Source organism: Planococcus antarcticus DSM 14505, from assembly GCF_001687565.2.
Taxonomy (GTDB): domain Bacteria; phylum Bacillota; class Bacilli; order Bacillales_A; family Planococcaceae; genus Planococcus; species Planococcus antarcticus.
Map to the genome: position 1 here is coordinate 863,487 of NZ_CP016534.2, position 21,721 is coordinate 885,207.

Sequence of the window (21,721 nt, forward strand, 5' to 3'; positions counted from 1 at the left end):
ATCATATAGCGGAAATCTGATAAAAGACATCGAAGCACCTCGAGTTACCCACAAAAACCATCTCCGTTTGTTCACGAAGATGGTTTTCTGTCACTTTTTGCTATTTGAGATTTCTTGTAAAGCATTTTTCTGGATAATCAAATCAGATATGCGGAGCCGTTCGGTAGCCTTTTTAATATGCGACCTGCATTGATTAGCTTCAACTTTCTCGCCTGAAGCGATTTCGTAACAAGTTCCGCTTCCAACAGGTAAAATCAAATTGGGCTCAAAATAAAATTCCTCGTAACGGAAAGCGCCATCACGGAAAATCGTCAAGTTGCTGTCGTCATCCAGCAAAGGTTGACCGAGCATATAAGGCGGCTTAATATCCACAATGTCAAGGATGGTTGGCGCAATATCAATTTGCCCGCCACTGCTGTCAACCGTGCTGCCTTTTTCCATATTAGGTTCTTTTATGAAAAGAGGTACTTGGCGATCGAGTTCGAACAACTCAACCTCGGTTTCCGCACCCAGCTCCTGCGCCATTTCACTGCCGGGCTGAGTCAGTCCACTGTCATGATCACCGTAGAAAACGATGAGGGAATCATCCCACATGTCTTTCTCCTTTAGTTTTTCAATCATCACTCCCACAGCCCCATCGACATAATGAATGGTTTCGTAATAGCCTTTTAACAAGGGATCTTCATAACCAGTCAAATCCAGCTGCTCCAACTCCTCTGGTATTTCATAAGGAGTGTGGCTCGACAAGGCAACCATAAAGGCAAAATACGGCTCTTTTAGCTGTTCGGCCAATTCAATGGAAGTGGTCAAGAAATCTTCATCGTTTAAAGCCATGCCGATTTTTTGATTGTCTGGAAAATCTGCCTGGCTGAAGAAATGATCAAAGCCAATGTTTTGGTAGAAATCGTCGCGATTCCAGAAATCTTTCTCGAAAGCATGCATTGCGGCTGTATCATAGCCAGCTTTTTTCAACAGTTCTGGCAAAGCGTCGAACTCATTATTGGCATATTGCGTGTAAACTGAACCTGATTTCAATGGATATAGGGAAGTTAGTGTACTAAATTCAGCATCGGATGTCCTACCTTCATGCGTTTGATGATAGAAGGACGGGAAAAACAAAGTTTCTTCTTTTAATGCATTTAAATGAGGAGTCAGTTCCTGCTCATTCACCTGATGTCCGATTACAGAGGTTTGGAAAGATTCTAATTGGACGACGATGATATTCGGTTGTTCTGATTCGGATACAGTTGAAGGGGTATCGGGATTTAGCTCTCGAATACGAGATTCTTCCTCCGCAGTCACTGTATCATTTTTCAAAAGAGAAGCAGCGCCTAGTGCGAAATCCAAGCCGTGATATCCCCAAAATCCAAGCTGGTAATATTCGCGTATATTAGAAATAGGCTCATCAACCAACCATTTTTCTTCGTTGATATAACTGGCGGCCACAGGAATCACAAAAAATGCGAGTCCAAGAGCGAAGCCAGTTCCGGCAAAGAGCCTTTTTCGCTTCTGAGTTGCCGTGTCCCGTCTATTCCGAAGGGCGAAGAGGATCAAAGAAAAAATCAATAAATCAGCGAAAAAGAGAAAATCCTTCACTTCGATCAATGTCAGGAATCCGCCACCCACGTCACTCATTTGCGTGATGTCAGAAAGCAGTGCGATGGAAAGCAAATCGTCAAAATAGCGATAATACCAAAGATCTGAAACGAGCAGTGTGCTGTGTAAAAATAACAATACTACTAAAATCCATCTCCTTTTTTTACTGCTCAATAACAGCGTCCAACTGGACAAGACGACAATTGAAGCTAGATTTAGGACGAGAAAACTGAAAGGGAATTCAGCTCCTGCATACAAGCTGAATAGAAAAAATTTAGAAATAGACAATAATAGGTAAATCCAATATTCCAGGAATCTCATGGTGCACCTCCGTACAAATTATAACGCTTTATTGATCAATCTAAATGAAACACCAGTCAGTGGATCCTTTAGTTCTTGCCACAAAACAATTCTGTTCTTTTTTTAAATACCACTCTTCAGTTAGGAAGAAACACTTAGACATGTCCGTACTGTGTCGAAATGAGACACTGTTTAGGCGTTTGAATATATTTGCGGTTCGGGTATTTAAAGAAAGAGCGATAAAAGTAGATAATACTTGAAAAGTACTGCTATTGCACGTCGTTTCAGCCGCTTTGGTTTTGGCTTGGACGGAAAAAGAGCAGTCTACAGGACAACTGTAATAATTATTTAGTACAAGGGAGTGTTGATTATGGACATATCAAAAAAACTGCCCAGTAGTAAGACGTCAGCCAAAGTAGAGTGCAAGTATCCTGTGTTGCCTAATGGACAAAACTTTGTGGTGAGTTTTGGTAGTCAACAGTCTCTCCACGGTAACTGGCAAGTGGTAGACAACGTCGAGGCTCCGTTTTATTTATGCAATCGTGTTTTTGAGAACGGCATATTATCTAAAAGAAGATCAGCTGATCATCGTCGTAAGTTTTTTGAAGCTGAGATTTATCTTGCATTACAAAAAGAATCCTAACCACAAAGATCGATCAAATCAGACCGTCACTATGTTCTGCTTTAATCGTTAAGCAACGTAGAAGCCTACACTAATTGAGTTCCTAGCACAGTAAAAACTAAAGATCTCCATTTTCATTCGTTTTACCAGCGTCGGCGAATCAGTGGACTAGGAAAAAAGCCGAGCGCTCTTTTCCTAACTTGTTGTGCTGGCCGCGCTCAAAGCAATATGAAAAAGAGAGTCCAATCTCTACAATGTACTAAGTATCGATAGTGATGGCCTGTCTGCTACAGACAAAGCGTCCGTAGCAACAGATAGAAATTCACTTCTTATAGGTGAACAGTTGTCTCTATAAAAGAGACGGCTGTTTTCGTATTGTCTGACAGTCTTTTCTGAAACCTGTAGCTAAAAATACATTTCTCAGAAGAACCAGTATTCAAATATATATAGATTATTTCAAATTTTGCTGTAATATGAAGTAATACTTAAAAAGTAAGGGGATACATAAATGAAAAAAAATCAGCAGGAGATCGAAATACCCTTTTTATTGGCACTTGTCCCATTGATCATCATGATTGCGACAATGGCAATCACCATTATTGTGTTTGAAGGCAGCCCGCACGTCCCATTGGCTATAGGGGCTATAGTTGCTGGAGTTATCGCTTGGCGTCTCGGTTATAAATGGCAAACGATTGAAGAAGGAGCATATAAAGGAATCCGACTTGCTCTTCCTGCGATTTTAATCATTATAGTCGTCGGAATGATTATTGCCTCTTGGATTGGCGGTGGCGTTATCGCGACAATGATTTATTACGGTTTGCAAATCATTACACCTTCTTTATTTTTAATGACGATTTGTATCATTTGTGGGGTCGTTGCGCTCGCAATCGGCAGCTCTTGGTCGACAATGGGAACAATAGGTGTAGCAGGTATGGGGATTGGAATCAGTATGGGAATTCCAGCAGCAATGGTGGCAGGAGCGGTTATCTCGGGCTCCTATTTCGGTGATAAGATGTCGCCGTTGTCAGATACTACAAATTTAGCGGCTGGTATCACCAATACAAATTTATTTGAACACATCAAACATATGATGTATACGACAGTTCCAGGGTTGGTTATTGCGTTAATTGTTTATTTTTTTCTTGGTCGGCAATTTGGCGGAACGGCGATTGATCAAGAGAACATCCAAGGGATTTTATCTGCATTAGACAGCAATTTCATTATTTCACCTTGGTTGCTATTGGTACCTGCAGCTATTGTAGTTCTAGTGGCAATGAAAGTACCGGCTTTGCCTGCGCTGATAATCGGTGTGTTCCTTGGCTTTATGTGTCAGATATTTGTGCAGGGAGGAAATGTCGGAGATGCAGTCAATACGCTACATGACGGCTTTGTTATTGTCTCTGGCAACGAAATGGTCGATGAGCTTTTTAACCGCGGGGGCATTGCCTCTATGATGTTCACTGTATCACTGACCATTTTCGCAATGGTTCTTGGCGGTATATTGGAACAAACTGGAATGTTAAAGGCCATTGTCGAACAGATTTTGAAAGTAGCGAAATCTGCTGGAAGTCTGATTGTAGCAACAATTGTTTCCGCTTTTTTCACAAATGCTACGGCATCAGAACAGTATATTTCTATTCTGCTACCAGGAAGAATGTATGCGACAGCCTATCAGGATAAAGGGTTACATTCGAAAAACCTGTCGCGTGCCCTTGAGGACGGAGGAACTTTGACTTCTCCCTTTATCCCATGGAACACATGTGGAGTTTTTATTCTGGCGACTTTAGCAGTCCATCCATTTGCTTACGCTCCTTATGCGGTACTCAATTACACAGTGCCAATTATCGGAATCATCATGGCGCTGGTCGGTTACAAAGTTCAATTCTTAACGGAAGATGAATTAACTAAGCTGAAAGCAACGCAGCAAAGAATCGACCGCGAAAACGAAATGACAGAAGGCACCTAAGCCTTTCACGCTCTACAGATATAAATTGAAAAGCGAGCCTTCTCTTTTGAAATTCCAAAAGAGGAGGCTCGCTTTTCTCAGTTAAATAGAAGTAGAGTCAAACTGCTCTCTGAGACGATCAGTACCATACAATAGCCATGGAGAAGGTAGGTCAAAGTTGTGATGGAAGGGCAACTTGCTGACCTGTTCAGGGCTTAGGTCCATCCACAGTAGTGCATTGGCTTTTACTTTTTCACTTAATTGGCGCTGTGCCATTGAAATGGTTTCCCATAATCCCAGCTGCTCCATGAGATCATCCCATGGATAGACGATGTGCAGATAGTATTGTCGTTTATAATCTTTTTTTGTAATCAGTACACGATCTTTTTGCTTGTTTTCAAAAAAAGACCATTGTGCCAGCTTGGCATCGACAAATAATTCTTCCGAAGCTGGAAATGTGTAATAGCATTCATAAGGAAAAACAGCTCCAGTGTCGATATACAGCCGATTTATCCATGCCTTTTTTTGTGGAATTTCATTGACGTGCTCCCAGGCAGCAGCACCTGTTTCAAGTGTGGAAGCGTCAGGCGAAATGGCGCTGTAGAGTTTGGAAACTTCTGCAAGGCCCAGTTTATCTATGACGCGCCGAGCAGATGAATTCTCCTGTTGCGTATTTGCACCAATCCATTGGATGGCGGGAAGCTTAAAGGCTAGATTCATAATATGAGCCATCAATTGCGTGGATAAATTGTTTCCGCGAAAGCGTAAATCACTGCGCATTCTGCCAAGCATAACGTATTGTTTAGCGAAAATCGTGTAGCCTCCGACGCTTGCCAGTTGTCCATTTTGAAATAGGCCATACATACGGCTAGAGCCACTGGATATGCGGCTGTATACTCTGAGAATGTAATCATCATCAATGCCTGTCTCCATTGCTTCCAAAAGATGCAGGTCATCTAAGTCTAACTGTCGAATTGATTTTTCCATACACTAGCACTCCTTGCTCATGTTGAACGTTTACTTGTATTATATACAGGAAAAGTAGCAGTTTGCATGTTTGGGACTTGCTTGTTCCGGATGTGGCTGTTGGCCAAAGAATGGCAGGTTTAAATTAGGGGAGCAAGTGGGAAAAGAAAAACATATCTAAAAGGAGGTTGTTGTATGACTATATTTTCGAATAAAGCATTGGTGCATAAACATGTATTGATTACAGGTGCAACAGGAGGCATAGGCATTGAGACAGCTCAGACATTGGCTTTGATGGGGGCACGTATTACCATCACCGGCCGCAACAAAGAAAAACTGAAAAAGTTGAAAGGCGAGTTGCTCCAACAAATGCCAGTAGACAGACTGTGTATGCTGGAAGCTGATTTAACCAAAGAAGAAGATCGAATACGGCTTGTTGAATATGCCGAAAGCGAACTGGGCTTTGTAAATGGCTTGGTGAACTCTGCGGGTGTTTCAGGAGGCAAGCTTGTCGAAGAACTTGATGAATCGTTCATTGAGGAAATGATGAACCTGAACTTCATGTCAACTTTTCTGCTGACACAGAAAGTGTATCGGAAGATGCTGGAGCATGGGGAAGGGGACATTGTCAATCTGGCTTCCTTATCAGGATTGCGCGGGACCTATGGCAACACTGCGTACTCGGCGAGTAAGTTTGCAGTTGTTGGCTGGACTCAATCGATGGCAGTGGAAGCTATTGCACGTGGTATCCGGGTCAATGCTGTATGCCCGGGCTATGTCGATACAGAAATGGCACGAAACAGCTTGCATGGAAAAGCGCAGAGAAACGGGACAAGCTTTGAAGAAGAGCTGGAAAATACGGAAAAAGGCATTCCGTCAGGACGCTTGTCAACTGCATCGGAAGTGGCGCATACCATCGCCTTTCTATTGACAAATGCGGCTCAAAATATTGTAGGAGAGTCCCTTAAAATTTCCGGAGGAAGCGTTATGAGATGAGCCAGTAGCGGATCTTCTAAATGAGTGAGACAGCTTTGTATTATCTTTTAATTTCATAATTGTGTATAGTAAACAGAGTGAAAAAGACAATCTAAACAGAGGACAACTTACTATGTTTAAAGGAGATCAACAATTGGAAAAAGAGATTACAGACATTCAGGATATTCTACAGACGTCTGAAGGTGCCCACGTTCTTTATTATGTGGAAGAACCTGCGCCTTATATTGACAATGCTGTTTCTTATATTGTTGCAGGTATCGAGCAGGGGGACCGGATTCTATTCGTTGAGAATGAACGCCTCTATCCAAAAATCCTCAAGCGTGTAGGAGAGCTGGTTTCCGAAGAACAGCTGAAGAACATTCACTACGTCAATAATTTTACGTTTTATTGGCGAAATGGAAACTTCCATCCGCCTACAATCCTGGCCTACTTCTTTGACTCGGTAAGCCCGTTTGTGGAAGAAGAACTGACATTCCGTACCTGGGGACACATCGAGTGGCGGGATGAAATGGAAATCACAAAGGATATTAAAGAATATGAAAGTGCAGTTAATCAGCTTATTCCACATATTAAAGCGATTTCGGTCTGCGCTTATGATGCTTCGCGGGTTTCCGGTGCGCTTAGAGAAGTGTTGTTGGACTGTCATGGTTTCTTGATGACAGATGATGGGATTTCGTGTATTTCAAAGAAAATTGAATAATTCTGAATTAATTTGGAAGAACCTTTTTACGGATATCCCGTAGAGAGGTTTTTTTGAACTTACAAGTTCGTTTGAAAAAAAGTTTTTTTTGCACAATGGTCTTGGCTGAACTGCTGCTTCTATGCATCTGGCCACTATCAATAAATCAAACAAATCATTCATCTAAAAAGTATTTTAGTTAACAGAATATTGACAATTTTTTAAAAAAGCATACTATTATTAAGTAATGAAGCTTGAAACAAAACTGTACTTATTTAACGTTTTCCGAAAGAAGTCTCCCTCTTCAAGAGTGTGAAAGCAAAGCCTATCGCTACTTGGAGACGGGCGAATGTGCTTGATACAGGAGGTGTCTGGATCAAAGTAGTGTTGGTTAGCAGCTATGAACATATTCCGTAAAGCAAAGTATAGAACAGAGGCGCAGGAAAAAAGAAATCGAATGTGCTATTGAAGAAATGGCGGAAGTGAAATTCATCGATTTCAATTTATAGTAAGATTTGAAAATTTGATTTGAGGAGAGGGTGGAAATATGCAAGTCAGGTCAGCGGTATTACGGGAAATCGGAGCCTCAACTCCCTACGAAACGAGCCAACCGATTCAAATTGAGACAGTAGAATTGGATTCGCCAGGAAGAGGAGAGGTGTTGATCCAGATAAAAGCAGCGAGTTTATGCCATTCCGATTTATCGGTGATGAACGGCAGCCGGCCACGGCCGTTGCCAATGGCTCTTGGTCACGAAGCAGCTGGCGTGATCATTGAAGTAGGAGAAGGTGTCACTGACCTAGAACCAGGTGATCACGTTGCTTGTGTATTCGTACCAAGCTGCGGGCAATGTGGCCCGTGCCGGGAAGGGCGTCCTGCCTTATGTGAACCCGGGGCTGCTGCCAATACGGCGGGGACCTTGCTGGGTGGTGGGAATCGCCTCCACACAGATACGGAAATCATCAATCATCATGTGGGCGTATCCGCTTTTTCGGAATATGCCGTCACTTCAATAAATTCAGTCGTTAAGGTGAATAAAGACATTCCGTTCGAAAAAGCGGCACTTTTTGGCTGCGCGGTTATTACGGGTGTTGGGGCAGTTGTCAATACCGCCGCCATTAAGCTCGGAAGCACTGTTGCAGTCGTTGGTCTCGGTGGTGTTGGGCTCAGTGCTTTGCTTGGTGCAATTGCAGCTGGCGCCAGTCGCGTTGTGGCGGTAGATATCAATGAAAAGAAATTAAAACAAGCGAAAGAATTAGGTGCCTCAGATGTTTTTAATTCCAAAGATCCGGATGTTATTGAACAGATTCGGGAAGCGACAGGTGGCGGGCTGGATTATACTTTTGAAACCGCAGGGGCTGTGCCGGCAATGGATGTCGCCTACGCCATCACAAAGCGAGGTGGGACAACAGTCACGACAGGATTGCCCCATCCGGAACACCAATTTTCTTTTCCGTATGTATCATTGACTGCTGAAGAGCGAACACTTAAAGGATCGTATCTGGGCAGCTGTGTACCAAGCCGTGATATTCCGCGGTACATGAAGTTATTTCAAGAAGACCGCTTGCCTGTCGATAAATTGATTACAGATTACATCACACTGGATGAAGTCAACAAAGGATTCGATATTTTGGCGAAAGGTGACTCCTCACGAATCATCATTAAGTTTTAACAGTTGCCGAAAGAAGTCTCCACTTCAAACGACGGGTAAGGGTGTTGAGTTAGAGTAGTTCATGTGAATAGGAGTATAAAAAAGGGGGAAGTCTTTGCTTCTACTGTTTCTGAGCTGTTAGCATCAATTAAAATACAAGAAGGATTTACGATGTCTGCAAATAAGGTTTCTTCAAAAGTCGGGGGACTGGAACTGATCATGGAAAGGTCTTTTGATGCGACGAAGGAACTTGTATTTTCAATGTTTGTAGAACCTGATCATACAGCGCGCTAGTGGGGGCCAACCGGCTGGGATACAACTGTTTATATAAATGGAAGTGAAACCCGGCGGCACCTGGCATTATTGTATGCGTTCACCTGAAGGCCAAGAATCCTGGGAGAAATCCATTTATCGAAAAATTAATGCCCCAGACCGCCTTATTTATGTGGATGCCTTTTCCGATGAACAGGAAAATGAAGTCGTGAATAGGCCGACTATGCTAATCACAATGGATTTTTCTGTAGAAGGGACTGGATGTAAAGTCGTTTCTTCCACGAAGTTTGATTCACAAGAAGGACTGCAAAAAGTAATCGATATACAGGCGATTGAAGGGATGGCTCAACCCTATGATTGCTTGGAGGAGTATTTAGAGGAACTGCAGCAAAACAAATAAAAAAATTCAGAAGAAGGGTAATGATGATTACGAAATTGTTTCCTTATTTGAATTTTGAAGGCAATGGCCAGGAAGCGGCACATTTCTATACGGATGTGCTAGGTGGTGAATTAGTAGGAATCATGACTTACGGTGAAGCGCAGGAGACGGACTCAGAAGGCATGCCCGATGAAGTGAAGAATATGGTGATGAATGCGCAGATCAACATGGAAAATGGGGATACATGAATGATTTCTGACGTCCCTCCAGGAATGGGGATGCCATCGTTTCAAAAAGGCAACAATATGTCAGTGACTGTACTGTTCGATGAAATCGAGGAAGCGCAGACCGTTTTTAACAAGCTGTCTGAAGGAGGCAAGGTCAGCATGGAGTTGCAGGAGACTTTCTGGAGCCCATTGTACGGCAGTCTGACCGATCGATTTGGAATCGAATGGCAGGTATCCGTTGAGGGTGAAATGGAATAGATTAGTAAAGAACCGCAATCCTCATTTGGAATTGCGGTTCTTTACTAATCTGTTAGACTTGTTCCGCTATAGGGTATAGAAAGAAATAGCCGATTTGCTATAGTATTGAACAGCACCTAGGAGGATGAGTATGAATACCGATAAATATGCAGTTCAAAAAGATAAGAAAATAAAGCTTGCTGATTACCCAACGACAACTCAAGACAAATACAGTGAAAAAGAACTCAAGGAAAAATTGATCCCTGAAAGCCTCGAAAAACTAAAGAAACTACACATGAAACTACATGCCCAAGAAGAAAAGGGAATCGTTGTAGTACTACAAGCAATGGATGCAGCTGGAAAAGATGAAGCCATCACGTATATCTTTTCGACTTTGACAGCACAAGGTTTAAAGACGACTTCGTTTAAAAAACCATCTGAAACAGAACTTGCCCATGATTATTTATGGCGATTTCGTGAAGGAATGCCGGCAAGAGGTCAAATTGGTATTTTAAATCGTTCTTATTATGAAGAAGTGATTGCGCCAAGAGTTCATGATTTGCTTGGGGAGACACCACTTCCAGACGAACTGATCGATGAGAATATTTGGAATGTCCGCTACCGCCAGATCAACGATTTTGAACGCTATATGGTTGAAAATGGCTTTCCAGTGGTTAAATTCTTTTTTAATATGTCTTTTGGTGAACAACGCCGCCGGTTGCTCGAACGTATGAAAAATCCAGAGAAAAACTGGGAGTTTTCGTTTAACGATGTAAAAGAACGTAAGCATTGGGATGGATACCAAGGGATTTTTGAAGATTTACTGAATAATACGTCAACAGAACACGCACCTTGGTATGCTCTGCCGGCTGACGACGAATGGTTTACACGTTATATCGTTTCAGAAGTGATGATCAAAATGCTACAAAAAATCAATCCGCACTATCCTGAAATCAAAGGGGAGGAAAAAGTGGAATTGAAAAAAGCTATTCGTCAACTGGAAGAAGAGGAGTAAAGATACAGATGTTTGGATGCAGTTTTTCTGTGTTTGAAAAAAGATACAAAACATAAGAAGAAAGGCTTGCATTCTTGTCCTGTAAGCTACTATAATATGAAACATTGGTCCACTATAAAAAGAACAATTTATTCGCATTGTCGTAGTTTTTATTGAAAAGTAAAAGAATGCATAATAATAAATAGTCTTAAGGTGACGTGCAGATGCACGGCTTTTTTTTGTGGGGTGAGCAAAATAGAATGACTAAGGGGCACCTTAGGATTGGAGTTAAGTTATGAATAAATGGACGAGATTGTTACTTGTTTTTGTTTCTTCGATTGTTCTCGGAATTGCGTTTAATATGTTTTTACTGCCACATGAAGTATTGGCGGGTGGAGTGACCGGTATTGCGATGATGCTAGGATTGGTAACGCCTTTGAATGCGGGACTTTGGATGATTATTTTGAACATCCCAATCCTCGTTGTCGGCTGGATGAAACTTGGCAAGACCTTTATCGCTAATAGCTTGTTTTCTGTTGTTGTAACATCGGTTTCAATGCTATACATTCCTGTCGTTAAGTTGACCGAAGACGCATTACTTTCTACTGTTTTCGGTGGTGTGATCGCAGGAGCAGCAATCGGCATCATTATTCGCTTTTATAGTTCGACTGGCGGATTTGACGTAATTGGCCTCTTGCTGTCGAGAAAACGAGATATTCCGCTGGGCGCACTTGTTTTTGGACTGAATAGTACAGTCGTTTTTGTATCAGGTTTTGTTTTTTCATGGGAATTGGCAATGTACACAATGGCTTCGATCTATATCTCGGGTCTAGTGCTTGACCGTGTCCATACGCGTCATATCAAACTAAGCTTGATGGTCGTGACCAATCAAGGAGATGCTGTTAAAAAAGAACTGCTCGATAACCTATATCGGGGCATCACCGTAGTGGACGGCGAAGGCGCATATTCAGCGGCTAAAGTGAAAGTCCTTTACAGCGTTATCAGCCGCCACGAATTGGCATTTGTACGGCCATTAATCAAAAAAATTGATCCACAGGCTTTTGTCAGCATCAGCGAAACGATGGAAGTCATGGGGAACTTCAGAAAAGATGATAACTTCATGAAAAGTCCGATTCTATAAAAAAACCTCTCCAAGTTACATTGGAGAGGTTTTTCCTGTTTTTCCGAATATTCGCTGCAGTGCAGAACAGCGGTTACATTCATTCAGTTAATGTATTCGTTTGGTGCTTGTTGCAGGGTGGCCGAAGCTTGTGTTTTTTCATCAAACTACAGATCAGAATAGGTTTTCTTGCGGACAGCAGCTGCACGCAAACCGGTAACGACTGTACTGCAACCTATCAAAGCTGTACCATCAGGATCTTTGTCAGGTGATGAATGACAGTGGTTTCTATATAGGAGATCCCACATAAACCAATGATCAATGTCTGCATATGAGAGATGCCGATTTTGGTCAGCACTTTTTCTTAGATAATGAGTGTCAAAAAATTTGCAACTTCAAAGAATTTTGTAGGGACTATATAATATTTTTTCTCTTTTTTTCAAAAAAATTTACTATACTGCTATTTTAGCATTCATTGAAACAGCAAATAATCTCTTTCAATAATAAAATCGTTGCTGATATCGATAAATAAATAGCAGTCTTCTGATAAAGGATAACTGAATGTACGAACCATTTCACCTGTTTCAATATCCGAATAGACATCTGACAAAATCCCTTTATGCCAGGTTTTCATCTGCATGGTGTTTTCTAGGAAATAAGGACGAAAAGCCCAATGCGAACCGATTTGATCAGTCTCTAAAGCCCATCGGTCGCCGTATTTTCTGAAGTTGGACGACACTTGCTGGCCATCGCTATTGCAAATGTAAAAGCGGAAACTTTCTTCTTTAAAATCTTCAGCCACAGCTTCGATAAAACGGTCTGCGGTTTCTGGACCTTTCCATTTGGACAGCAACTTTTTTACTTTTTCTTCACGTCTATGGGTAAAAGCGTAGCGTCTTTCCACCATCGATTTTTCCTGCTGGACAAAAGCTTTGATCTTTTCTCCTACATCAAACGGGATGCAACCGTTCACTGGTAGTTCAAAATCCGGCTTTGCCAAATAAAACCCTTGATAATAATGGCCTCCGTGTTTCCATGCAAAATATAATTGGTAATTGTCTTCAATGTTTTCATAAGAAAGTTTGGCGCCAATTCGTCGGGCTAGCACAGACAAGATTTGGATGACATCCTGGAAAGCTTCGGGATTGGAATTCCGGACAAAACTAGTATCGACTTTTAAAATATGCGGTCGAAGCTGGTGGATCCGATCGATATTGGAGCTTTTTGCGCCCACATGATCAACGGCAATCTGGATGCCGTAAGTTTTGTAGTAAATCAATAAATGCTCCAGCACGTCGAAGTCTTCATCAAAATCGTGTTCGGTAATTTCCAGTACAATCCTGTTCATAGAGAAGCCTTTTTCTGCGTATACCTTCAAGGTTTCCAGAAAATCTTCACCGCTGTTGATCAGCAGTTGCTTGGCGTTGCGGTTGATGAAAAGCAAGCCATCATTCTCGGAATCGAGCATTTGGGTGATCGCTAGTTTCAATAGGTGTTGATCGACTTCGACTTTGTATTCATCCGGTACATCGCTGTCGTGAAAAAAGTCGCCGAGGCTAATCCAACTGCCTTCAAATTGGAATCGCCCCAAAACTTCATAGCCGATAACGTTATGCTTGACTGCACTGATAATCGGTTGGAAAGCGGGCTTGACCTTATGTAAATTTTCGAGAATATCTAATGGATCCATCATATGTGCTCCTTTGCCGTGAAACTAGGGTGTTGTAAGTGCAGCTTACATAATCATGAAAAAGTAGATGATGACCATGATGATTATTACGGCAAGCATCGAAGAAATCAAAGTGATGTGCATATTCGATGGTGTGAAAGTGTCATTGATGATTTGCTGGCGCTTCTTTTTATAGTTTTGGGTTGCTGAAAAAATAACAGTCAGCCCGAAAATACAGGCAAAAATACCAAGTGCGACAGTGAAAAGATCAACAAAGGTATTGCGTGTGACGCCCATTGTAAAATGCAGGCTGGTCGCCAGAAAACCGACCCCAACAATCGAGATGACAGTGCGGATCCAAGCCAGATAGGTGCGCTCATTGGCGAGGTGTTGCTGTGTATAAATTAGCTGATTTTTTTCTTTGCGATAGGACTGCCGCGACATTTCTACTCTCTCCCCCCAGCAATAATTGGTTCTGGAATTTTCACAATCTGGAATCGAGAAAAACTTACTGTATATCCAGTATAAATGAATCACGAATAAAAAGAAATTTCGAAAATTTAGATAGGTCCCAGGGTGCATCCGTAGAAAGAAGAAATTTAGGAAGTTGAACTCATTTTTGCTAGTAAATATCTTTTACTGCACAGCCAAAGCGGTTGCCGTTCAAGGATTCTCAATCAATTTCTTCAATGTCTATTTCGGTCTATCGGAACTTGAGAAACGCAATTGAGATATGGAGTGGAAAATAAGGTTGCTACTGTAAAGCATCTGTAAAAATCCCGTTAAGTTATTGTGAGGTTTCCCAATTACTCAGCTTTAATGGATATAGTAAGCGATGAAGGCATTTGAGAATCACCGGATAGGTATTCCGGAAGTCGTACCAAATAAAAACTGGGAGATGAAGCATTTGAAGAAATTTTCGTTTAGCTTGTTGGTATTATTGCTGTTCGTTACAGCTGTCTCAATGAATTCAACGGTGGCATGGGGCCAGACAAAAGAAGCTGAGATTAATGCCAATAGGTTTTTGAATATCGCACACCGAGGAGCATCCGGCCATGCCCCAGAACATACATTAGTTTCTTATGAAATAAGCAAAGGGATGCATGGTGATTATATAGAAGTCGATCTGCAGATGACAAAAGACGGCGTTCTAATTGCAATGCATGATGAGAAAGTTGATCGAACAACTGATGGTTCAGGCTATGTTAAAGACATGACGCTCGCTGAAATCAAGAGATTGGATGCGGGTTCTTGGTTTAACGCAGCCTATCCTGAAAAAGCTGGGACGGAGTATGAAGGATTACAAGTGCCAACTCTTGAGGAAGTGATTGAAACTTTCGGCAAAGGTTCCCGTTATTACATTGAAACAAAAGCTCCGGATGTTTATCCAGGAATGGAGAAAGAACTTGTGAGGGTCTTGAAAAAGTATAAGTTGAGTGGACAAAATGCACAGTCAAGTAAAGTTCTTATACAGTCCTTCAGTCAGGAAAGTTTGCTGACAATGCAAAGCTTGGACCCTGCAATTCCATTGGTTCAACTGATTTCTTATTCAAAACCAGCGATGATTTCAGATGTTGAGCTTAGTTACATTAAAGGATATGCTGTTGGAGTGGGCATGAGTCATACGAAAATCGACCGAGCCTATGTGGAGCAGGTACGAAATCACGGGCTTCTGATCCATCCCTATACGGTCAATGAACGTGCAGATATGGAGCGCTTGATCGACTGGGGCGTAACGGGGATGTTCACCAATTACCCGGACCTTCTGGAAGCAGTATTGAAAAATAAGTAATCACATTCGGGTACTCAAAAACCGCTTTTGAAATCGCAACTGATTTCAAAGGCGGTTTTTTATATTGTCGTTATATACTAGTGATGCACAGTACACAGTACAGTGTTGTGCAGGGGTAAGAACAATATTGGGACTGAAAAAAGATGTATTTCAGCAAATACATAGACTATTGTAAATGTAAGGGAGGAACAAAAGGATGTTTTTAGATGAAAGAAGTGCCACTTTACTAAAGCTCCTGCAACATTCATCCATTCCTTCAATGAGTGAGATTGAAGATCAAACAGGGCTGACACGCAGACAGATTCAATACAGTTTGAGTAAAGTCAATGATTGGCTTGAATTTAAAAATTATGATCCAGTGCAGTACAAACGGGAAATCGGCTACTTTTTACTCGATAAAATCGGAGAAGATGAAATAAGCGTTAAGCAGACGAAACGGAGTTATGTTTTTTCAGAGAAGGATAGAGAGCAAGTAATTTACTTAATGATTCTGTTGAGCCAGGAACTATTGTCCGTGTTTCATTTTCAATCAACAACTGGAGTTTCAAGAAATACGATATTGAATGACCTGCAGCGTCTGAAAGAAACGGCTAAAGAGAACGATTTAACCATCCATTATTCCAAGCAAGCTGGTTATATCATCACGGGTAATAGTCGGGTAAAACGGTTTGTCATCGAACAACTGCTTCATGAGGTGTTGAATGGTTCGAACAGCCAAATGATTACTCAGTGCATCTGGGGGGGATTTGAAGACCGCATAGCGGCTGTCCATCAGCAATTGGAAAACATTGAAACGCAATTGGAGATCACTTTTACCGATGACCGTCTCCATGAACTTGCGTACCTTTTCTTTTCCGCCGATCAATTAATCAGCAAAGGTGAGGAATTAGAGCAAGAGCCTAGCTGGATCCCATTTACAGAAACAAAGGAATATCTGCTGATTGGCGAAATGATTGATACAGTGGCATTCCAATCTCAATGGAGCCAGACAGAAAAATTGTATGCAACCTTGCATTTAGTCAGCATGAACCGAACAAAAGATCGTTCACCTTTAAGAGATGACCGCGTTTTCCATGAGCTGTTGCAGCGTGTGACAGAAGAGTTTGAACGGTTGACATTTGTCCATCTTCAAGATAAAGAGCAACTTTGTGAACAACTGTATGTTCATTTCAAACCAGCTTATTACCGTGTCCAATATGGATTCCCTCATGTCAATCCTATGATGGAACGTGTGTCCAAAATTTATCCAGAACTTCAGCATTTGACGCGAAAATCCTTAAGGATTCTGGAAAAAGAACTTGGCCTTCAACTGCCGGAAGATGAAGTAGCCTATTTTACGATCTACTTTGGAGGCTGGCTTCAAAGGCAAGGAACTCGTTTGGATGACCGAAAAAAAGCGATTGTCGTTTGCCCTCATGGCATTGGCGTAAGCAATATTCTCAATTATACGCTGCGGGAATTATTTCCGACCATTCTGTTTTTGGATGTGCTGTCCGTCCGGGACACAGCAGCGTATCCACTAGACTATGATCTGGTATTTTCATCGGTCTTTATGAGAACAGAGGCTAACTTGTTTGTAGTCCCGCCAATTCTTGAAGAGCGGGACAAGCAGAAATTGAATAGGCAAGTGATGCAGGAACTATACGGCTACACAGTTCCAGACTCAGATGTTGCAGGATTGATAAAGCTGATTTCTAAATACGCAACGATCAATGACTCGACTCAACTGGAAAAAGAACTGCAGGCAACTTTGTATACTCAAGCAGCAGGAACAAATACACATGCAGTAAAGGAGGCAGAAAAACCTGTGTTAGGAGAACTACTGACTACGCAAACACTTCAATTAAAATCACATTCTGCCACTTGGCAGGAAGCGATTCAACTGGCTGCCAGTCCGCTTGTGGAATTGGGAACCGTTGAAGAGCGATATGTAACAGCCATGGTTGAATCTATTGAGAAGAATGGGCCTTATGTTGTTATCACCCCGCTGGTCGCTATCCCGCATGCACGTCCCGAAGAGGGCGTACGTTCACTATCGATGAGCTTATTGAAGCTTGAACAAGCCGTGGATTTTGCACCAGATAAACCCGTTCAATTGATTATTGTATTAGCTGCTGCTGATAGCGACTCGCACCTGCGAGCCTTGATTCAGCTGACAAATTTACTGAGCGAACCAGCTAATATCCAAGAAATGCTACAAGCGACGGATAAGGATCAACTATTGGAGATCATCCATAACTATTCTAAGGAGGAAACAGAATGAAAATCATGGTAGTGTGTGGAAACGGATTAGGAAGCAGTTTTATTATGGAATTGAATGTCAAGAAAGCATTAAAGGAATTAGGAAAAACAGCGGAAGTGGATCACACAGATTTGACTTCAGCTAAATCAGTGCAGGCAGATGTTTTTATCGGAGCAGCGGATATCATGGGGCAATTGGATGACGGAAGCCGAACCATCGTCAATTTAGAGAACATGATGAGCATCCCGGAAATTAAATCAAAACTAGAGCCACACCTAGCTTAAATGTAATGGGAAGGGGGGAGATATTGTGTTACAACTAATCATGAACGACATTTTGGGAACACCCGCTATTTTGATTGGCTTGTTTGCGCTCGTTGGACTATTGCTACAGCGTAAAAGTAGTGCCGATGTAGTATCTGGAACGTTAAAAACAGTCATGGGATTCGTAATTATCGGAGCCGGAGCCGCGGTACTGATTGGCTCTTTGGATATATTCGGTAAAATGTTCGACCACGCGTTCAACGTGCAAGGCGTCATTCCGAACAATGAAGCGATTGTCGCAGCCGCACAAAGTGAGTTCGGGACGTCCACCGCATTGATCATGGTATTTGGGATGATCACCAATATTTTGTTGGCACGCATCACCCCGTTCAAATACATATTTCTTACCGGTCATCACACATTGTTCATGGCATGCCTGCTGGCAGTAACTTTATCAGTGGGGGGACTTGAAGGGGCTCCGTTGATCATTGTCGGCTCTATTCTTCTCGGGTTGTGCATGGTATTGTTTCCGGCACTTCTGCAACCATATGTGCGTCAAATTACAGGCAGTGACGATTTTGCTGTAGGTCATTTTGGCTCAATCGGCTATTTTGTTTCCGCTAATGTTGGTAAATGGTTTGGCAACAAAGAAAAAACGACTGAAGAGATAAAAGTCCCTAAATCGCTAGGCTTTCTAAGAGATACTTCTGTAGCTGTATCTTTGACAATGACGTTGTTCTTTTTAGTTGTCGCTTTGTTTGCCGGACAGGAGTTTGTTGAAACAACACTATCAAACGGCTCAAATTTCTTAGTCTTTTCGTTCATACAAGCGATTACATTTGCTGCGGGTGTTTATATTATCCTCGCGGGTGTAAGAATGCTAATTGCTGAGATTGTTCCTGCTTTCCAAGGGATTGCCGATAAATTGGTACCGAACACGAAACCGGCACTTGATGTTCCAATCGTCTTTCCATTTGCACCTAATGCTGTAATCATCGGTTTTCTGTTCAGCTTTTTAGCTGGATTACTGGCGATGTTCCTTCTTCCGGTTCTCGAGTTGAGTGTCATTGTACCGGGACTGGTCCCGCATTTCTTTACAGGAGCCGCGGCAGGCGTCTTTGGGAATGTAACGGGCGGGCGGCGCGGTGCGATGATGGGTGCGTTTGCCAATGGATTGATCATCAGTTTTATCCCTGCTATCTTATTAGTCTTGATGGGCGATATCGGATTCTCTGGAACGACTTTCGGTGACTCTGATTTTGGTGTTGTCGGCATTCTGATTTTGAGCATTATGAAGCTTTTAGTATTTGCATGATCAAAAGTCTGTAGAAAAGCCCTTCCGAAATCAGTCGATTTCGGAAGGGCTTTTCTTGTGGACCGATTTCATTCTTTGAAACTCAGCCCGTGCTCAGCAAGAGTTGGTCGAAGAATGCTCAACGCTTTTGAGCCAAAGCCATGCAGTTGGAGCAAATCCTGCTCGGTTGCTGAAGTCAAATCCTGTAGACGCAGATAGCCCGCGGTCAAAAGCGCGCGTTGTGACGGTTTGCCGATACTTCTCGGAAATTCAGGCTCCTCTTCAGTTGGGTTTTTTTTCATCGTTTTCACTCCTTTCGCTTGACGAGTGCAGCCTGTAACTGACGTTATAGATCAGATAAGCGTTACAGCAAATTATCGGTAGATTGATGATTGTCGGAATCCTCACTTCAAATTCCGGCAAGAAAACTAAGTGGGAGCAGTTCAACGGAAGAAAAACTAGGGAATTCATCTGCCAAAGTCGTTACGATTTCGGCACCTTTTTGGGGGATTATTTCAGATTGGGAAATAGAGAATTTTGAGCTGGCAGAGGATTTTGTTTCTAGAAGTTCACTTTTACCTGACGTCGTCCTTTTCCATAGTATAGGAGGTGACAAGTTGCCGTTCAATCATTTGGAAAAATACATGGAAAATCTATCAAGCGCAACAGTGAGACAGATTTTTAGAAGTCACCATGTTTTTCAGGAAGGCCTCAAGGAATTAGCGGTAGAAATTCGAGAAGCTTAAACAGAACACATCCCTTACCGTTCGAATGATAATGGATGTGTTAATGTCACCTAAAAAAACAACAGATTCAATAGAATCGTCAAGATGATTGAAAGAACAATTGAGATGAGCAGGCTGCCCGTACAGGAAATTCGCATAACCATTCCACCTTTTTGATGATAATATCAAGTACCCGAATCATCGCGGAGTTCAAACCCTTTGATTGCAAGGACAAGCGCACAGAGCAATTGGCTCTGTGCGCTTTATTCGATAAATTGCAGGTCTTCGATCCAGGTAGATAGATGGGCTTTTGTAGCCACGTTTAGGTTAGAGTCTACGTTCTTCAAGAGATCCATTTCGTAATCTTTGGAATTGGCACTTCTAACAAAAGTCGTCGTGAAAGCTGGATTTTGCAGGGTGATGGTACTTGAATTTGCGGTTGTCTCTTTTTTGACGTCAAGATGTAGAATTGCCCCGATTTGCCGATCTAACTCATCTTGGCCTGACAGGAAGTTTCCGAGCGAATAAATGACAAAAGCTTTGCGTCCATCTTTTGTGCTGATCCATTCAGGTGGTTGCAATACATGGGGGTGGTGTCCCAAAATGACGTCGGCTCCATTTTTAGCAGAGAACTGAGCAAGTTCAATTTGCTCGGCATTCGGCATTTTTTGATATTCTTCCCCAAAGTGAAGGCTTAAAATGACTACGTCAGACACGTCTCTTGCACGCTTCAAATCCTGTTGGATGATTAAGGGATCAATCCGGTTAACCAGATAATCTTTTCCAGCAGGCGCCTGAATTCCGTTCGTTCCATAGGTATAGGACAAGAAGGAGAAGGTGATATCGTTGCGTGTTATCAACGTAATTTCCGAGCGGTCATCAGCTGACAAATAGGATCCGGTATGGATCATTCCAATTTGATCCCAATAGTGGATAGCATTTTCAATCGCCGGAATTCCTCGGTCCAGCGTATGGTTGTTCGCGAGTGTCACAACATCCACGCCTGCATCCTTCAAAGCATCACCAACCTCATAGGGACTATTGAAAGAAGGGTAGGAAGAGAGGCCAATTTCGCTGCCTCCGATGATGCTCTCGGAATTCGCAATAGTAATATCCGCGGTTTCCAGAAAAGGTGTGACTCGTTGGAGCATGGGAGTGAAATTGTAGCCATCTGCAGCTTGAGCATCCCTGTAGACACGTTCATGGATCAAGATATCTCCAACGGCCGACAGTGAAGCGGAACGGGTCACACTCAGCTCTGAAGGGGAAGTGGCTACAGGAAGCTCCCGGCTTTCAAAAACGATTGGCTGCTGTTCTTCGGCAACGGTGACAGTGTCGATGGCGCATCCTGCAAGTAGAAGCGTTGCAGCAACTAGTAACAAAAACACGGGTTTTCTAAGGGGATTCACTGGTTTCACTCCTCAATTTTAGTAGGACCATGAGCGTAACCTAAATAGTAAGTGTAGCTTTGATCATTAAGTATAGATTACTACGTTTATACTAATTTAACTAGAAAATTTAAAACTAAAGAACTATTTTTTCTAATTGTATAAGGAGCATATCTGAGGACCCCCCTCCTCTAGATGCTGTTGAGGAGGGGGCACAGGCGGTTTGTTGTTTTCAATTTCAGCATGTTTTGTCTCTAAAGACAAGGTACTTGATCATAAAGAAACTTGCTGAAAAAGAAGCGAACATGGCCAGCTCTTTTGCCAGGTCATGGTGGATCCAAGTGGGCACGCCGACGACTTGAA

22 protein-coding genes are annotated in these 21,721 nt (G+C 42.3%); 16 read left to right on the forward strand and 6 right to left on the reverse strand.

From position 1 onward, the window contains the following. Nucleotides 1-90: 90 nt before the first annotated feature. A complete protein-coding gene (locus tag BBH88_RS04345) occupies nucleotides 91-1,917 on the reverse strand; it encodes an LTA synthase family protein (protein WP_065537190.1) in 1,827 nt (608 codons plus the stop codon). A 349-nt stretch (nucleotides 1,918-2,266) separates the two neighbouring features. On the opposite strand from BBH88_RS04345, the gene BBH88_RS04350 reads away from it, so the two are divergent. Further along, entirely contained in the window at nucleotides 2,267-2,539 is a 273-nt protein-coding gene (locus BBH88_RS04350; RefSeq protein WP_065537189.1) for a hypothetical protein, read from the forward strand. Nucleotides 2,540-3,026: 487 nt separating this feature from the next. Next, nucleotides 3,027-4,484: a Na+/H+ antiporter NhaC gene (nhaC, locus tag BBH88_RS04355; RefSeq protein ID WP_065537188.1), complete on the forward strand. Its 1,458-nt coding sequence runs from the start codon at nucleotides 3,027-3,029 to the stop codon at nucleotides 4,482-4,484. An 81-nt stretch (nucleotides 4,485-4,565) separates the two neighbouring features. On the opposite strand, the gene BBH88_RS04360 is transcribed toward nhaC, so the two are convergent. After that, nucleotides 4,566-5,450, reverse strand: a complete 885-nt coding sequence (locus BBH88_RS04360; RefSeq protein WP_006829652.1) for a GNAT family N-acetyltransferase — start codon at nucleotides 5,448-5,450, stop codon at nucleotides 4,566-4,568. A gap of 174 nt (nucleotides 5,451-5,624) precedes the next feature. Between BBH88_RS04360 and BBH88_RS04365 the strand changes: the two genes are divergently transcribed. The 9 genes from BBH88_RS04365 to BBH88_RS04395 all read left to right on the forward strand — a co-directional run bounded on the left by BBH88_RS04365 (nucleotide 5,625) and on the right by BBH88_RS04395 (nucleotide 12,006). Further along, the gene (locus tag BBH88_RS04365) at nucleotides 5,625-6,425 is read left to right on the forward strand and encodes an SDR family NAD(P)-dependent oxidoreductase (RefSeq protein ID WP_065537187.1); all 801 of its coding nucleotides are present in this window, start codon (nucleotides 5,625-5,627) and stop codon (nucleotides 6,423-6,425) included. 133 nt (nucleotides 6,426-6,558) lie between these two features. Then, the gene (locus BBH88_RS04370) at nucleotides 6,559-7,125 is read left to right on the forward strand and encodes an MEDS domain-containing protein (protein ID WP_154669125.1); all 567 of its coding nucleotides are present in this window, start codon (nucleotides 6,559-6,561) and stop codon (nucleotides 7,123-7,125) included. A 526-nt stretch (nucleotides 7,126-7,651) separates the two neighbouring features. Beyond that, a complete protein-coding gene (locus tag BBH88_RS04375; protein WP_006829649.1) occupies nucleotides 7,652-8,776 on the forward strand; it encodes a zinc-dependent alcohol dehydrogenase family protein in 1,125 nt (374 codons plus the stop codon). Between the two features lie 150 nt (nucleotides 8,777-8,926). Beyond that, nucleotides 8,927-9,049, forward strand: coding sequence for an SRPBCC family protein (locus BBH88_RS19785; RefSeq protein ID WP_269148244.1), 123 nt, complete (start codon nucleotides 8,927-8,929; stop codon nucleotides 9,047-9,049). A 37-nt stretch (nucleotides 9,050-9,086) separates the two neighbouring features. Beyond that, entirely contained in the window at nucleotides 9,087-9,428 is a 342-nt protein-coding gene (locus BBH88_RS04380) for an SRPBCC family protein (protein WP_065537186.1), read from the forward strand. Between the two features lie 20 nt (nucleotides 9,429-9,448). Next, nucleotides 9,449-9,655 carry a VOC family protein gene (locus BBH88_RS19565; protein ID WP_238323405.1) on the forward strand — a complete coding sequence of 69 codons (207 nt, stop codon included), beginning with the start codon at nucleotides 9,449-9,451 and terminating at the stop codon, nucleotides 9,653-9,655. Beyond that, nucleotides 9,656-9,892 carry a VOC family protein gene (locus BBH88_RS19570; protein ID WP_006829645.1) on the forward strand — a complete coding sequence of 79 codons (237 nt, stop codon included), beginning with the start codon at nucleotides 9,656-9,658 and terminating at the stop codon, nucleotides 9,890-9,892. A 130-nt stretch (nucleotides 9,893-10,022) separates the two neighbouring features. Further along, a complete protein-coding gene (locus tag BBH88_RS04390; protein ID WP_006829644.1) occupies nucleotides 10,023-10,886 on the forward strand; it encodes a PPK2 family polyphosphate kinase in 864 nt (287 codons plus the stop codon). A gap of 274 nt (nucleotides 10,887-11,160) precedes the next feature. After that, complete coding sequence (locus BBH88_RS04395; RefSeq protein ID WP_006829643.1) at nucleotides 11,161-12,006, forward strand: YitT family protein; 846 nt, start codon at nucleotides 11,161-11,163, stop codon at nucleotides 12,004-12,006. Between the two features lie 451 nt (nucleotides 12,007-12,457). Here BBH88_RS04395 and BBH88_RS04400 read toward each other — a convergent pair whose 3' ends face one another. Both BBH88_RS04400 and BBH88_RS04405 read right to left on the reverse strand, forming a co-directional pair. Next, nucleotides 12,458-13,678 (reverse strand): EAL domain-containing protein, encoded by a 1,221-nt coding sequence (locus BBH88_RS04400; protein ID WP_238323406.1) that lies wholly within the window; start codon nucleotides 13,676-13,678, stop codon nucleotides 12,458-12,460. Between the two features lie 42 nt (nucleotides 13,679-13,720). Further along, the gene (locus BBH88_RS04405; protein WP_006829641.1) at nucleotides 13,721-14,098 is read right to left on the reverse strand and encodes a YidH family protein; all 378 of its coding nucleotides are present in this window, start codon (nucleotides 14,096-14,098) and stop codon (nucleotides 13,721-13,723) included. A gap of 454 nt (nucleotides 14,099-14,552) precedes the next feature. Between BBH88_RS04405 and BBH88_RS04410 the strand changes: the two genes are divergently transcribed. The 4 genes from BBH88_RS04410 to BBH88_RS04425 all read left to right on the forward strand — a co-directional run bounded on the left by BBH88_RS04410 (nucleotide 14,553) and on the right by BBH88_RS04425 (nucleotide 19,266). Then, entirely contained in the window at nucleotides 14,553-15,446 is an 894-nt protein-coding gene (locus BBH88_RS04410; protein ID WP_040852269.1) for a glycerophosphodiester phosphodiesterase, read from the forward strand. Nucleotides 15,447-15,642: 196 nt separating this feature from the next. Continuing rightward, nucleotides 15,643-17,709 carry a BglG family transcription antiterminator gene (locus BBH88_RS04415; RefSeq protein ID WP_006829639.1) on the forward strand — a complete coding sequence of 689 codons (2,067 nt, stop codon included), beginning with the start codon at nucleotides 15,643-15,645 and terminating at the stop codon, nucleotides 17,707-17,709. Further along, nucleotides 17,706-17,972, forward strand: coding sequence for a PTS sugar transporter subunit IIB (locus BBH88_RS04420; RefSeq protein WP_006829638.1), 267 nt, complete (start codon nucleotides 17,706-17,708; stop codon nucleotides 17,970-17,972). The genes BBH88_RS04415 and BBH88_RS04420 overlap by 4 nt, the downstream gene beginning before the upstream one ends. A 25-nt stretch (nucleotides 17,973-17,997) precedes the next feature. After that, complete coding sequence (locus tag BBH88_RS04425) at nucleotides 17,998-19,266, forward strand: PTS ascorbate transporter subunit IIC (protein WP_006829637.1); 1,269 nt, start codon at nucleotides 17,998-18,000, stop codon at nucleotides 19,264-19,266. A 68-nt stretch (nucleotides 19,267-19,334) separates the two neighbouring features. On the opposite strand, the gene BBH88_RS04430 is transcribed toward BBH88_RS04425, so the two are convergent. Further along, nucleotides 19,335-19,547 (reverse strand): helix-hairpin-helix domain-containing protein, encoded by a 213-nt coding sequence (locus tag BBH88_RS04430; protein ID WP_006829636.1) that lies wholly within the window; start codon nucleotides 19,545-19,547, stop codon nucleotides 19,335-19,337. Nucleotides 19,548-19,637: 90 nt separating this feature from the next. On the opposite strand from BBH88_RS04430, the gene BBH88_RS04435 reads away from it, so the two are divergent. Further along, the gene (locus BBH88_RS04435) at nucleotides 19,638-19,991 is read left to right on the forward strand and encodes a hypothetical protein (RefSeq protein ID WP_006829635.1); all 354 of its coding nucleotides are present in this window, start codon (nucleotides 19,638-19,640) and stop codon (nucleotides 19,989-19,991) included. 242 nt (nucleotides 19,992-20,233) lie between these two features. Here the strand turns inward: BBH88_RS04435 and BBH88_RS04440 are convergent, their stop codons facing one another. Further along, on the reverse strand, nucleotides 20,234-21,379 hold the full coding sequence (locus BBH88_RS04440; RefSeq protein ID WP_006829634.1) for a CapA family protein: 1,146 nt from the start codon (nucleotides 21,377-21,379) through the stop codon (nucleotides 20,234-20,236). Nucleotides 21,380-21,721 lie beyond the last annotated feature (342 nt).